Raw genomic sequence first — 13067 nt, 5'->3', positions numbered from 1 at the left:
AGCGCTTACTGCAGCTCTGGCGGGTTGCCCGGCAGGCTCCAGGTGTAGATCAGGTCAACCGCCTGGGCAGCACCGGATACCGCCTCCAGGTACAGGCTTCGCCACAGCTGGTAGGTCAGCGTGAGTTCGGCGATGGGCGAGAAGATGCCCACGCCATAGCCCACCTCAAGACGATCGGTCAGGCGGCCACTGACGACCACCTGGCTGGTTTCACCACTACCGGAGGTATCTAGTGACAGGTCCTGGATGCCGAAGGCCTCACCCATGGCGCCGACGGCGCCGCCTGTCTTACCCAAGGTCAAGCCGATCAGTGCCGAGGTCAGCGCACCGCTGGCGTCACCGCTGTCATCAGGGGCGCGTCCGCGAAGCACGTAGGACAGAGCACGGGACTCGTCCATGGCGGGTTCGGAGAAGATCTCCAGGTCCGGCTGGCTGGCAGTCCCGGTCACCTTGAGACCTGCCACCACGCCGTCCTCGGTGCTGGCTGGATTGCGAATGGCCTCAAAGTCCAGCGTCGGCACGCTAGGCGGTCCGGCGAAGATCACCTTACCCTGGCGGATCTGCAGGTCCTGGCCGTAGGCCCGGAAGCGCCCATCGACCAGGCTGACATCCCCAAACAGCTGCAGCGGGCCGGCGTTCTGACGCACTTCCAGGTCGCCGGCCAGCTCCGTCTGCAAGCCATAGGCACTTAAACGGGCGTCAGGACCCAGCAGCAGTCTGATACGGATATCGATGGCCATACCCGCTTCCGCCATGGCCTGGGCGGTGGAGGCACCCACCGGGTCTTCTTCGGCCTGACGCTCGGCCTCTCTGGCCTGCTCGTCCATTTCGCGAGTGATGATGATCTCGTCACTGCTTGGGGACACTGCCGACGGCGGCACCTCGCCGATGTCGAGGCGGGCCCAGGGAATACGCACCTCACCGCGAATACGCAGGCGGGTGGGGTTCGCCGTTATCGTCAGGTCAGGAGCCAGCTTGAGCCGGCCATAGGCAGGCATCGCGGCCAGCAACGGGTCCTGGACCGCGGACAGCGCCAGATTGGCTTCCCAGCTACCGCCTGGCCAGGCGGCGTTACCGGTGATGTTGAGGCGCCCTTCTTCACCATCGACATAGCCAGAGATACGTGCGCTGTCGCCGGTCAGATCGATATTGAGGCGACCATCCGTCACCGCGACAGGGATGTCTCCTCCGTGAGCCTTGAGACCCGTCAAGCTCAGCTCCCCGCTGAGATCCGGTGCCTCGCGGCTGCCCGCAATACGAATGTTGCCGGCCAAGGTGCCTTCCAATTGATCCAGTCCCGCTGCCAGGGGGCGATACGGTGACAAGCTGACGCCGTCTATCGACAGGTTGCCGTCCAGTCCACCACGACCCACGGGATCGTCGATCGTCAGGGCCAGAGTGATGTCACCGCTCTGGGCCAGGGAGAGATCGACGTTGAGATCGACGCGGGCGTCGCTGGCGTCAGCATTCAATGACAGCCGTGTGGCAGGCACCGACCAGGGCTGGCCATAGGCATCCACACCGGTCACGCTGACTTCACTGTCGAGCTGCGCATCTGCCTGCCAGCGGCTGCCGCCCGCTGACCACCCTGCCACCACACGTGCACCGGTATCGCCATCGATGGCCCAGCCTTCGGGCAGCGCCTCATTGACCAGGTCCATGGGCAGTTCGTTGATGTCGAGGGTCAGCTTGCCGGCATCTGCCGAGGCGCTGAGCGGTTCGCTGATACAGATCGCCCCACCTTGTTGGCGGGCGAGGCAGAAAGGATCGGTGCGCACAGAGCCCTGGGCCAGATTGGCATCGAAGGCCAGAGGCCCATCCAGTGCAATATCGCCCTGGGGCAAGGTAATCTCCAGCGGCGTCAGTGTCCCCCGGTAGCGATCGCGGGCATCGTTCATGGCACCGTCCAGGGCCAGCACAAGGCGGTTGAGCGGGCCTTCGTCACTGCCGTCGACGGTGAGTTCCAGCCGATGCTGGGACAGGCGACCATCCAGGTCGAGGGCGATATCCTCGAAACGCTGGCCACCAGCGTCTACCTGACGTGCGGACAGCCCTACATCCAGCTGGGGGTCATCGAGGCCGCGGACACGACCGGCCAGGGCGAGCTCGCCAACACGATTTTCCTGATAGCCGACACCGCTCCCCTCGATGGCGAGCTCCAGCTGTGGTGAACGAAGACTGCCTCGTGCCTGGATATTGCCAGACAGACGCCCCGACAGCCCAGGATACAGGCTGGCCATGTCGGGTAAGGCAAGCTCTGCATCCACGTTCAGGCGGGCTTCACTGACCTGGCCCTTGGCCTCAATCTGGTTGTCCCCTTGGCGGAAATCGAGGCGATCGATATCCCAGCGCATGGCACTGTTGCCGGCAAGCGCGGCCTCCAAGGACAAGGGGCGATCATCCAGCGTTCCCTGGATATCGATATCAGGAACATCGACTTCCCAACCTTCGTCCTGCTGGGTGAAGGCGACGTCCAGGGTGCCGCTCAGATTACCCTTCAAACCCTCGACAAAAGGCTCAGGATTAAGGTTGTCCAGAGCGGCCGTGGCGGTCACGGCTACGCCATCCGACCAGTCGACATTGCCCTGCGTGCGCAGCTGCCCTGCTCCCTCCAGCGCGAGTTCAAGCGGTGCCCAGGAGAAGTGTGACAGATCGCCCTGACCATCGACGGCCAGGGTGGTTCTCGGCAGATCAGGCCCCTCGGCCGCGAGGGCCAGCTTCAGCTGATATCCGGTCAGGGAGCCGTCGACGGACAGATCGATATCCTCAGCGACCCAAGGATCGACATCGGTGGCTTCGGTCTCGTCCCCTTCGGCGTCCGGCTGGGCCGGCTGCATGCCCGGCAACGGCCATTGCAGACGAGGGCTAGAAAAGGCCGCGGTGAACGGTAGCGTCGGGTCGAGGGCATCCAGGCGGGCGACCAGCTGCGTGGAGACGGGGCCAGTCGTGGTCAAATTGAGCTCCAGCTCGGCAAGACTGCCATTGGCGGAAAGCTCGACACGCTCGCCATCAAGAGCGGGAAAAATCTCGGGCAGGAACAGGTCCGCGGCAAAGTGAACCTCTAGCGGGTAGTCGCCGCTAAGCGTGGCCTTGGCCTGGAGCTCTGCATCGGCGTCCTGGGTGGCCACGGCCAGCGGCTCAATCGTGACGTCCTGTCCCCGTGCCAGCAGGCTCAGGTCCAGTCGCTCTACCTGGTAGTCAAAGGCGCCATCGATGGTAGTGTCCTCCACCACCAGCTCCGGCACTTCGATGGCCAGGGGCAGAGTGACCTCGGGCAGGACAAGCCGTTCACGCTGATCCAGAGGAATGTCATCGGCCTTGGAGGCGGCACCTTCCAGCTCTGCCGCAGCGCTGCCAGGCAACGGAGAACGAACGGCGATCGCCGCATCAATGGCGTCGGCGCTTACCTTCGGACCGTCGTGCTCCGCATCGCTGAGGGCCAGCATGGCCCCAGGCGTCAATGGCAGCGTAAGATGCAGTCCCGCCAGACGCGTGGGACTGACGGAAAGCGTATCGCCTTCGGCTACTGCCGCAGTGGTAAAGCTCTCCCAGGCCAGCTGCGTCCCATCCGCCAGGTGAACCGCAACGTCGCTCACCGTCAGCTCGCGAATCTCGACCGGAAAGGGCAACGATAGCGGCGCCGCTGGTTCGTTGGACGGCACTGGCTCCGGTTCAGGCTCGGCGACCGTATCACTCTCGCCCAGGCGTACATCGGTGCCTGACACGCGCAAGTGGTCGAGACACAGCCGACCATTGAGCAGGCAGTCCTCCGCCCACGCCAGGGACAGGGAGTCGACGCTCACCCGTACACTGCCCGCTTCCAGTCGAAAACCCTCAAGATCAAAGCTGTCGAGCAACGCTCCCTGGACCGACGAATACTCCAGCACGCCCATGCGACTGCCCTGATCCAGGGCCATCCGTGTCCCCCACGGACTCAGCACCAGGCCGACAATCAGCAGCACCAGACCTATCAGGCTGAACGGCAGCCAGATCAATAATCGTGTCAAGGCCCAGAGGGCGCGTCCTTTTCTCATTGAAGCCTCATTGCAGGGGCTGGCGCCCTCCTGTCAGGGGGCTGGCGCCGGCTGGCCTTAAAATTCTGGTCCGATGGCGAAGTGCAGGCGGAAATTATCGTCCTCGTCATCGAAGGGATGCGCGATATCAAAACGTATCGGCCCCACCGGAGAGATCCATCTCACACCCACCCCAGCGCTCTTCTTGAGGTCATTGGGCCACCACTCCGAAAACGCATCGCCAATGTCGACAAAGGTGGCCCCCCACCACTTGCCGGTGATCCGGCGCTGGGCCTCGACGCTGGCGGTAAATTCGTGCTGCCCGCCTTCCAGGTCGCCGTTCTCATCCTCCGGGGACAGGGATTCGTAGCTGTAACCACGCACGCTGGTATCGCCACCGGTAAAGAAGCGCAGTGATGGCGGGATCTTGTCGAAATCATCGGTGTTGATCGCGCCTACGCCCAGACGGCCGATAAAGCGGTTGTCGTCACCCAGCTTGCGAATCCAGGCGGTGTCACCGGTCATGCGAAAGAATTCCGCGTCCGACCCCCAGGACTCATGAGAATACTGAAGCTCCAGGTTCTGGCGGTCGCCCCAGGTCGGAAACTGGGGATTGCGGGTGCGCACCCGGGACCATTTCACCCCGGGGTACAACAGCAGCACCTGATCGGACTGCTCGCCCTGGGTGAAGTCCTCATAGGTGGTACGCACGTAGATCGTCTGTTCCCAGTCGTTTTCAAAGACCCAGTGGCGCCCGAAGTCCACGGTGCTCTCGAAACTCTCGGTATCCTCGATATCCTGATTACGCAGACCGTACTGCAGCCGATAGCTGTCATTGAGGGGGTCTTCCAGGGGGATGCGATAGGTACCGCTGAACTGCTGGTCGGGTGCAGACAGGTAGACCTGGTTGTCCCAGCTATGCCCGTAGCGGTTGACCCACGGTTGCTCCCAGGAGAACTGAAGCCGGGGCCCTACATCCGTGGCAAAGCCGATACCCGCCTCAAACTGATGTCGATCAGCGGGGGTAACGGTGACATCCACGGGCATTGTGGGTAGCGCAGGCGGATAGAGGGAAAGTGCGCTGGCCAAGGCTTTTCGGCTAATCCGGGGACCAGAGAACGGTGCCGGGATCTCGCTCACATCAACCGAGTACCACCAGCCATCGTGCTCCGGCAGAGCAAGACTGCCTTTCTGGCGCTCCAGCCGGGGGCGAACCGTAAGCGAGCCGAACCACTCGGTCGAGCTCAGTCGGTTGTTCAGTTCGGCCACATCGCTGGCCAGGTAGGGATCACCGTAGTCAAAGGGGACCAGATTGCGCAGGCGATCTTCGACGATGTGACTGCCTTTGATGTAGACATTACCGAAGCGATAGCGAGGGCCGCTGTCCATGCCCAGGTAAATGCGTGCACTATCCGCCCAGGGGCGTATCTCCATACGTTCATCAGTAAACTGCCAGTCGAAGTACCCGCGCTCGATGGTCAGCCCCTGAAGTCGGCTTTTGAGGCTGTCATAGGGAGCATGCTCGAGGATGTCGCCGAGCTCTTGCGGGTAGGCGTCGATCGCCAGTTGGAAGGGCGCATCATCCTTCGCGTCCCCTTCCAGCGTGAAGTCGATGACCTCAAGGCGCACCGGATCTCCCTTGTCGATGGTCAGGAAGACTTCCTGTGGCTCTTCATCACGATCGAAGCGCATCTCGATGGACGGCTCATAGTAGCCGTACACCCTCATGGCTTCCTGGGTCAGGCGCGCCACTTCGTTGCGCAGGCGTTCGACGCGGTACTGGCTGCCATCCAGCCCCTCGAGGTAGACCTCGACGTTGTCAGCGATTCGTCCTTCGATACCCTGGACCTCGGCATCCATGGCGAACGTCGGCAGTGCCACCAGCAGCAGCAGGCCCGGTCCCAAGGCAACAGCACCCAGTCTCCGGCGAGCGGGAGCACGATGTTCCATCATGTTGTAGCGTTCCTGACGTGGGTACTGGATCAACGCAGCGCTTCCAGTTGTGCGCTGAAGGCGAGTTGAGCTTGGCGCAGGTCGCGCAGATCGGCGGCCAGCGACGCCATATTGTCTTCCATGGCGTCGATTCGCTGTCCGATCCTGGCCTCCAGCGCCTGCTGCTCCTCGGCCACATCTTGGCGTGATTGGCGCAAGCCTTCAACGTCACGCGTCACCTCGGACAGGCGATTTTCAGCGATTTCTACCCGTGGCAGCATCTCGCCGAGACGAGTATCCAGTCGGCTGACCACTTCATCTACCCGGGTAGTGACGGACGCCAGCCGTCCAGCAAATGACTCGCGGGCGTCGTCGAACCTGTCCATGCGCGCCTCGAGGGCACCTCTGGCGCTGTCGCCGGCCCGTTCTACCGCTGCCAGTGACGAGCGGGCCGATGCCAGGGTGTCGCTGAGAGTGGACAGTCTCACATCTAGATCCTGCAAAGTTTCTGCGTTGACTTCCTGGCGGTCCAGCGATGCCTGTGCCTGTTCGGCAAGTGCGTCCTCCACTCCAGCAAGGCCTTCCCCTAGCCGTTGGTCGAGAGTCTCATTGGCGCTCTCCAACCCATCCAGGCGGCGCTCGAACTCTGCTATCAGGTCGCCCTCCCCTTGTTCGGCCTCGAAGCGAGCGTGAACGTTGGAGAGTTCTCCGCGCAGACGGTTCAATTCCTGATTAAGCCGCTGGCGTTCCTGCCACAGCCACCAGCTACCCGCCGCCAGGCCACCTACGACCAACAGCATCAGCAGCCACAAAGGCCACAGCCTGGGCGCTGGTGCTTGCCGATAACGGGTAGCGGACACGCTTTCGCCCGGATCCGGCACGATACTGCCCGGGCGTCCGATGTCTGGGGGGTGAGCCATAGGGGTCTCCTGATCTGCATGAGGAGCTGGCGCGAACACAACCTGTAGCGATCCGAGAACCGTACGTCACGTCGCTGGCAGCCAACAGTTGGCTGATAGTGTAAGGTTTTTTACCACCATTACGCACGGCGCTGCGCGCTTCTCTGCTGTCAACATGCTATTGACGCCGCTATTGGACCCCGTGGCAAGACCTGTTCAGGAGCTATCATGTCCTTCGAATTACCCGCACTACCCTACGACAGCCATCTATTGGAGCCTCGGCTTGCCAAGAGCTGGATCGAACACCGCTACATGGGCGATCATCTCGATCATCTGCGGGTTCTCAACCGCTGGGCGGCCGTGCAAGGGCAAGCAGCGCTGTCACTTGACGACGGGCTGCGAGCGGCCAGTGAAGAGGTGCGTCATCACGCTCAGGAGGCGTGGAACCTGACCCTGTTCTGGCACTGCCTGACACCGCGCCCGGAGCCTTTGGTGGAGCCACTGGCGACGATGATTCAGCGTCAGTACGGGAGTGTCGAGGGAATGAAGGAGGCCTGCATCAGGATATTGGGCAAGGCCGGAGAGAGCGCCGCTTGGGTGTGGGTTCTGCGTCAGGACGATTCCCTTGTCATCGCCACCACCGGGACAGGTGAGCCTATGACGATAGAGGGTGAACCCCTTTTGGTACTGGACGTCCTGGGCGACAGTGAGGCGCTGGAGCGGCTGTGGCCTCTGATCAATTGGCCGTTTGCCGCTCGCAACGCTCAGGATTGAGGAAGACTCAACAGACGGGGTCTGCACGCCTGCCGATGCCGCGGTAATGGAAGCCCTGCCCCGCGACATACGCGGGGTCAAAGATGTTGCGCCCGTCGAGGATCAGCTTCTCGTTCAGGCGCTGGTGCAGGAGCTGCCAATCCGGGTTCCAGTAAGCCTTCCACTCGGTCACCAGCAACAGCGCATCTACCTGCTGACAGGCGTCGAGGGGGTCTCCATAGTGCAGTGTCAGCAGCGGATGATCACCCACCGCTGCCTGCACCTCCGGCAGCGCTGCCGGGTCGTGCAGATGCACGTGTACGCCCTGGGCCCACAGGGCACGCAGCAGCGTCAGCACGGGAGCGTGATCGATCCGCGCCGTGCCGGGCTTGAAGGCGGCGCCCCAGATCGCCACACGGCGGCCTTCCAGACGACCCTGAAAATGGGTCCACAGCTTGCGGAACAACGTCTCTTTCTTGTGCTCGTTTATCTCGAGGACCTGATCGAGCAATTCAGAGTGGCGACCGCTGGCCGACTGTACATCTGCCAGCCCCACCAGATCGCGGCTGAAATTGGGACCGCCAAAACCGCAGCCCGGGTACAGGTACTCATAGCCAATACGGGGGTCTGCCCCCATGCCTTGGCGCACGTACTCGACGTCGACACCAAGGGTGTCCGCCAGTCCGGCCATCTCGTTCATATAGCTGATCCGCGTCGCCAACATGCCGTTGATGGCCAGCTTGGTCAGCTCGGCGGCGCGCCGAGGCATGCGCTTGAACACCTCATGCCGACGGTTGAACGCCCGCATCAGTTCACGGACCTGGCGCTCTGCACGATCATCGTCGCAGCCCAGCAGCCAGCTTCTTGCCCGAGTGAAGGTGTCCCAGGCGCGGCCTTCCTCAAGGGTGTCGGGCAACGCCACCGACATGACGTCCTTATCGGGCAGCAGCGCTTCGAAACGCTCGGTATCACCTACCGGGAAGGTAGCATTGTTGATAATCACCGCCCCGTTGGCCAACATCTCGGCCGCATCCTTGACCAGTCGTGCCGCCTCATCACGCTGGGTGGGCGACAGCGCAAGCCATAAGACGTCCACGGCGGCGTAAGGCGGCGGGTCGTCGTGATCTACCTTGAGGTGCCCGGCCTCCATGGCCGCTGTCAGATGCGCGAGCACGGATGGCTCACGAGTGAGCCATCCGCTGTCCTTCAGCTCGTCCCAGCGGCGGTCCAGAGGACGCCAGACGACATCATGACCCACCCAGGACAAGGCAGCGGCGGCGGTGGCGGCTGACAGTTCACTTCCATGTATCACCACTTTCATGGCATCAGTCCTCGGCAGCGTAGCGTTTCAACAGCTCCGTGAAGCCCTCGCCATAGCGAGCATGTCGGCGACCGTAAGCCAGAATCGCCTCAAGATAGCCGAGTTGGTGACCGCAGTCATACGTCGTGCCCTGCATACGGTAGGCGTCAACGCCTTCAGCGTTGCGCAGCTCCTCGATGGCGTCTGTCAGCTGAATCTCATTGCCGGCGCCCGGCTTGGTGCGGGCCAGCATCGGAAAGATCCGTCCCGGGAGCAGGTAACGACCGATCACCGAAAGGTTGGAAGGCGCTTCTTCCACCTTGGGCTTCTCTACCAGACCATCGAGCTGGCAGGATTCGCCCGGCTGGGGCGGTTCGCCCTTGGGTGCCACAATGCCGTACTTGTAGGTCAGCTCGCGGGGGACTTCCTCGACCATCAGCTGGGAGCGCCCGGTCTGTTCAAACGCCTCGATCATGCCGGCCAGGTCATTGCGGCTCAGACCATCGTCATCCACCAGCACGTCCGGCAGCAGCACGGCAAAGGGTTCGTCGTCGCCGATCACTGGGCGCGCGCATAGCACGGCGTGTCCCAGACCCAGCGGTTCGGGCTGGCGCACGCTGATGATATTGACGTCGGCAGGCACGATGGCCCGCAGCTCTTCGAGCAATTCGGTCTTGCCCTTGGCCTCAAGCCCGGCTTCCAGCTCGAAGTGCTTGTCAAAGTGGTTTTCAATGGCACTCTTGGTGCCATGAGTCACCAGGACGATGTCACGAATACCTGCCGCAACGGCCTCCTGGACCACGTATTGAATCACCGGGCGATCCACGATGGTGATCATTTCCTTGGGGATGGCCTTGGACGCAGGCAGGCAGCGGGTGCCAAAACCAGCGACAGGGAGAACGGCCTTGCGGATCATGGAGACTTCCTTCTTGTCGAAAACAGGTGGTTCTAGTGTCATCCATGGCGACGTGCACCATGGGACTTGGAACAGGGAATGCGTAGAATAGCGTATCAGACGAATGTGGTCCGCTGACATTGGCGGCTTGCCTTGGAGAACCTAATGAACATGTCCGATACCCCTTCCGCCAACGTTGACCACAGCGAGATCGACAAGTTCTCTGCGCTGGCGGATCGCTGGTGGGATCCCGAAGGGGAATTCAAGCCGCTGCATGCCATCAATCCGCTGCGCCTGGACTTTATCGACGCCAGGGTTGGGCTGGCTGGTCGCAAGGTCATCGATGTGGGCTGTGGCGGTGGCATCCTGGCTGAGGCCATGGCACGACGCGGTGCCCGAGTCACCGGAATTGACCTCGCCGACGCCTCGCTGGAGGTCGCTCGACAGCATGCCCGGGAGAACGACGTAGACGTCGACTACCGGCTGGTCAGCGTCGAGGATCTGGCGAGCGAAGCTCCAGCAAGTGCCGATGTCGTCACCTGCCTGGAGATGCTGGAGCATGTCCCCGATCCCGAAGCGATCATCCGGGCCTGCGCCTCACTGTTGAAGCCGGGTGGGCAACTGGTGCTGTCGACGATCAATCGCAACCCCAAGTCCTACGCCCTGGCCATCCTGGGAGCAGAATATCTGCTCAAGATGGTGCCCCGCGGGACCCATGACTATGCGCGCTTCATCCGCCCATCGGAACTGGCTCGCTGGTGCCGTGACGCTGGGCTCAAGGTCTGCGAACAGACAGGGCTGGTCTACCATCCGGTGACCCGCCGCTTCTCGCTCTCTGCCGATGATGTCTCGGTCAACTATCTGATGCATTGCCGCAAGGAGGTGGCATGAGTCAGTCATCGCCCCAGGCCCTGCTGTTTGATCTCGATGGCACCCTGGTCGATACGGCGCCTGATCTGGCGATGGCCACCAATCGACTGCGCCAACTGCATGGTCAGGAGGCGCTGCCCTACCCATGCATCCGCGCTCAAGTCTCCAATGGCGGCAGTGCACTGGTGACCCTCGCCCTGGGACTGGAACCGTCGCATCCTGATCACGCCGCAGCACGCCAGACATTGCTCGACTTCTATGCGGAAGCTGTCGCCGACCACAGCCAGGTGTTTCCGCCCCTCGACCGCCTGTTATTGCACTGGAGCGATCGCTCGCGTCCCTGGGGCATCGTCACCAACAAGCCGCGCCTGTACGCCGAGCCCTTGGTCGAGGCGTTGGGACTGCAGCCTGGAGCCTTGCTGTGTGCCGATGACCTACCCCACAAGAAGCCCCATCCGGAACCATTGCTCGAGGCAGCACGGCGCCTGTCAGTGGCCCCGCAAGAGTGCTGGTATCTGGGCGACCACGTGCGCGACATGCAAGCCGCCAGAGCGGCCGGCATGACCGCTATCGCAGTGGGATATGGCTATATCGCAGAGGAAGACGACATTCGGCAGTGGCCAGCGGATCGCTGGTTCGACACTGCTGAGGCGGTCGTGGAAGCGCTCAGCCTGCCCTGACACGACGGCAGTGGAGAGACCGACTACGGCCACGCCGTCGTCACTAAGCTCAGGTCCACGCTGCCATTGCCTTGCATCTTGCACCACCTGAGGCAGCTCAAGGCAATGGCAGCAAGTCACACTCAACGCCTTGGTGGTTGAGCGTCGAAGGCCTGACCATTGCAGCCCCTGCTATCCGGTCCCATCAGCCACAGGTAGGTAGGCATGATGTCTTCCGGTGTGCGCAGGGTCATCGGATCTTCTCCGGGATAAGCCCCTTTGCGCATGGCCGTGCGTGTCGCACCAGGGTTCAGCGTGTTGATCCTGAGCGTCCCGAGGTGCTCAATTTCTTCGGCCAGCACCTGCGAGAACCCTTCGGTGGCGAACTTTGACACCGAATAGGCTCCCCAGTAGGCCCGCCCTTTGCGACCGACGCTGGAGGAGGTAAAGATGACGGAGGCATCCTGGGACTGGGTCAGCAATGGTAACAGGGCCTGGGTCATCCAGATCGGCCCTTGCAGGTTGACCTGCATCACCTGCTCCCAGAGCTCAGGATTGTACTGCTCGAAGGGTGTGATCTTGCCCAGGAGCCCGGCGTTGTGCAGGATGCCGTCGAGACGACCGAACTCCTTGTTCAACGCCTCAGCCATGTCGTGATAGTCCTTGAGCGTTGCCCCCTCGAAGTTCAGCGGGAAGATCGCCGGCTGTGGTCCCCCCGACGCTTCTATCTCGTCATACACCTTCTCAAGCTTGGACGTGGTGCGACCCAGCAGAATCACGGTAGCACCATGGCGAGCGTATTCGATCGCGGCAACTCGACCAATACCGTCTCCGGCGCCGGTTACCAGAACGATGCGATCGTTAAGCAAGTCACTGGGCGCTTGATAGTCGATCTTGCAGGCGGTCTCATGGTCACTCATGGCGATTCCTCGATCAGGCCCCGCTCTGGCGCATGTAGTCATCGGCCAGCGATGCGGCATTGCTATCAGGATAGTCTTCCTGCACCGACTTCAGCAGCGCATGTCCCGCATCCGTATCCCCCTGGCGCGCTTTCAGCAGTCCCAGCTTGTACATCGCATCGGGAACCTTGCTGCTGTCGGGGAATCTCTCCAGCACGGTGTCAAAGGCCTTTTCGGCATCGCCAAACGACGATTGGGCCGAATGCAACTCACCCAGCCAGTAGTAGGCATTGCCGGTCAGACTGCTGTCGGGATAGCGATCCACGAAGGTATCGAAATCACTGATGGCTTGATCGAAATTGCGTGACTGGACCTTGGAGAAAGCGGCCTGATACGCCTCGCGAGCCTGGTCACTCGCGCCGCTTCCCGCTTGCTGGGATGAGTTACTGGTCGAGTCGCCCTTCGGCTCGGAAGTGTCGGCAGCGGCCGCTGAGGACGAGGCTTGCGGCGCCTGGGCAGGCAGCTCGCTGAGGCGCTGATCCAGGTCCATGTACTGCTGGCGGCTCTGCTGCTTCAGCTGATCAAGCTGATAGCGCAACTCCTCGATCTGCCCGCGCAGCTCTCTCAGCTCCCGTTGGTGCTGTTCGACCTGGTTGAACAAGGCCAGGTTACCGCTGGCTTGGGCCTGGGTGGCCGTCTGATCATAAAAGCTGTTGCTGCCTCCAAGATCCCTGACAACCGGTTGCTGGGCCAGCGCTGGTGACATGATGGCGGGTACTATGACGGACAACGGGAGCACCAAGGCTCCCGCGCCGCACAGTCCCTTAAGACTGTGTCTCATTGACTT

10 protein-coding genes are annotated in these 13067 nt (G+C 62.1%); 3 read left to right on the top strand and 7 right to left on the bottom strand.

What is annotated here, in order from left to right; all coding sequences use genetic code 11:
- Positions 1 to 5: 5 nt before the first annotated feature.
- The 3 genes from tamB to JF545_RS03135 all read right to left on the bottom strand — a co-directional run bounded on the left by tamB (position 6) and on the right by JF545_RS03135 (position 6865).
- Complete coding sequence (gene tamB, locus JF545_RS03145) at positions 6 to 4007, bottom strand: autotransporter assembly complex protein TamB (protein WP_242520579.1); 4002 nt, start codon at positions 4005 to 4007, stop codon at positions 6 to 8.
- An 84-nt stretch (positions 4008 to 4091) separates the two neighbouring features.
- Positions 4092 to 5966 (bottom strand): autotransporter assembly complex protein TamA, encoded by a 1875-nt coding sequence (gene tamA / locus JF545_RS03140; RefSeq protein ID WP_315900678.1) that lies wholly within the window; start codon positions 5964 to 5966, stop codon positions 4092 to 4094.
- Positions 5967 to 5995: 29 nt separating this feature from the next.
- Positions 5996 to 6865 carry a hypothetical protein gene (locus JF545_RS03135; protein ID WP_206938688.1) on the bottom strand — a complete coding sequence of 290 codons (870 nt, stop codon included), beginning with the start codon at positions 6863 to 6865 and terminating at the stop codon, positions 5996 to 5998.
- A gap of 207 nt (positions 6866 to 7072) precedes the next feature.
- Here JF545_RS03135 and JF545_RS03130 point away from each other — a divergent pair, with 207 nt between their 5' ends.
- Positions 7073 to 7618 (top strand): Fe-Mn family superoxide dismutase, encoded by a 546-nt coding sequence (locus JF545_RS03130; protein WP_206938686.1) that lies wholly within the window; start codon positions 7073 to 7075, stop codon positions 7616 to 7618.
- Between the two features lie 7 nt (positions 7619 to 7625).
- Here JF545_RS03130 and JF545_RS03125 read toward each other — a convergent pair whose 3' ends face one another.
- The gene (locus tag JF545_RS03125) at positions 7626 to 8918 is read right to left on the bottom strand and encodes a nucleotide sugar dehydrogenase (protein ID WP_206938684.1); all 1293 of its coding nucleotides are present in this window, start codon (positions 8916 to 8918) and stop codon (positions 7626 to 7628) included.
- A 4-nt stretch (positions 8919 to 8922) separates the two neighbouring features.
- Positions 8923 to 9813, bottom strand: a complete 891-nt coding sequence (galU, locus tag JF545_RS03120) for a UTP--glucose-1-phosphate uridylyltransferase GalU (RefSeq protein WP_206938682.1) — start codon at positions 9811 to 9813, stop codon at positions 8923 to 8925.
- Between the two features lie 150 nt (positions 9814 to 9963).
- Here galU and ubiG point away from each other — a divergent pair, with 150 nt between their 5' ends.
- Together ubiG and JF545_RS03110 are read left to right on the top strand one after the other, a co-directional pair.
- Entirely contained in the window at positions 9964 to 10683 is a 720-nt protein-coding gene (ubiG, locus tag JF545_RS03115; RefSeq protein WP_409995835.1) for a bifunctional 2-polyprenyl-6-hydroxyphenol methylase/3-demethylubiquinol 3-O-methyltransferase UbiG, read from the top strand.
- On the top strand, positions 10680 to 11342 hold the full coding sequence (locus JF545_RS03110) for an HAD-IA family hydrolase (protein WP_206938678.1): 663 nt from the start codon (positions 10680 to 10682) through the stop codon (positions 11340 to 11342). The genes ubiG and JF545_RS03110 overlap by 4 nt, the downstream gene beginning before the upstream one ends.
- A 122-nt stretch (positions 11343 to 11464) precedes the next feature.
- Here the strand turns inward: JF545_RS03110 and JF545_RS03105 are convergent, their stop codons facing one another.
- Positions 11465 to 12241: a YciK family oxidoreductase gene (locus tag JF545_RS03105; RefSeq protein ID WP_206938676.1), complete on the bottom strand. Its 777-nt coding sequence runs from the start codon at positions 12239 to 12241 to the stop codon at positions 11465 to 11467.
- A gap of 13 nt (positions 12242 to 12254) precedes the next feature.
- Positions 12255 to 13061: a tol-pal system protein YbgF gene (ybgF, locus tag JF545_RS03100; RefSeq protein ID WP_206938674.1), complete on the bottom strand. Its 807-nt coding sequence runs from the start codon at positions 13059 to 13061 to the stop codon at positions 12255 to 12257.
- Positions 13062 to 13067 lie beyond the last annotated feature (6 nt).

The sequence above is a fragment of the Halomonas litopenaei genome (assembly GCF_017303055.1).
Taxonomy (GTDB): domain Bacteria; phylum Pseudomonadota; class Gammaproteobacteria; order Pseudomonadales; family Halomonadaceae; genus Halomonas; species Halomonas litopenaei_A.
Note: the sequence above shows the minus strand (reverse complement) of the source record. Positions and strands in the feature narration are given on the sequence as shown.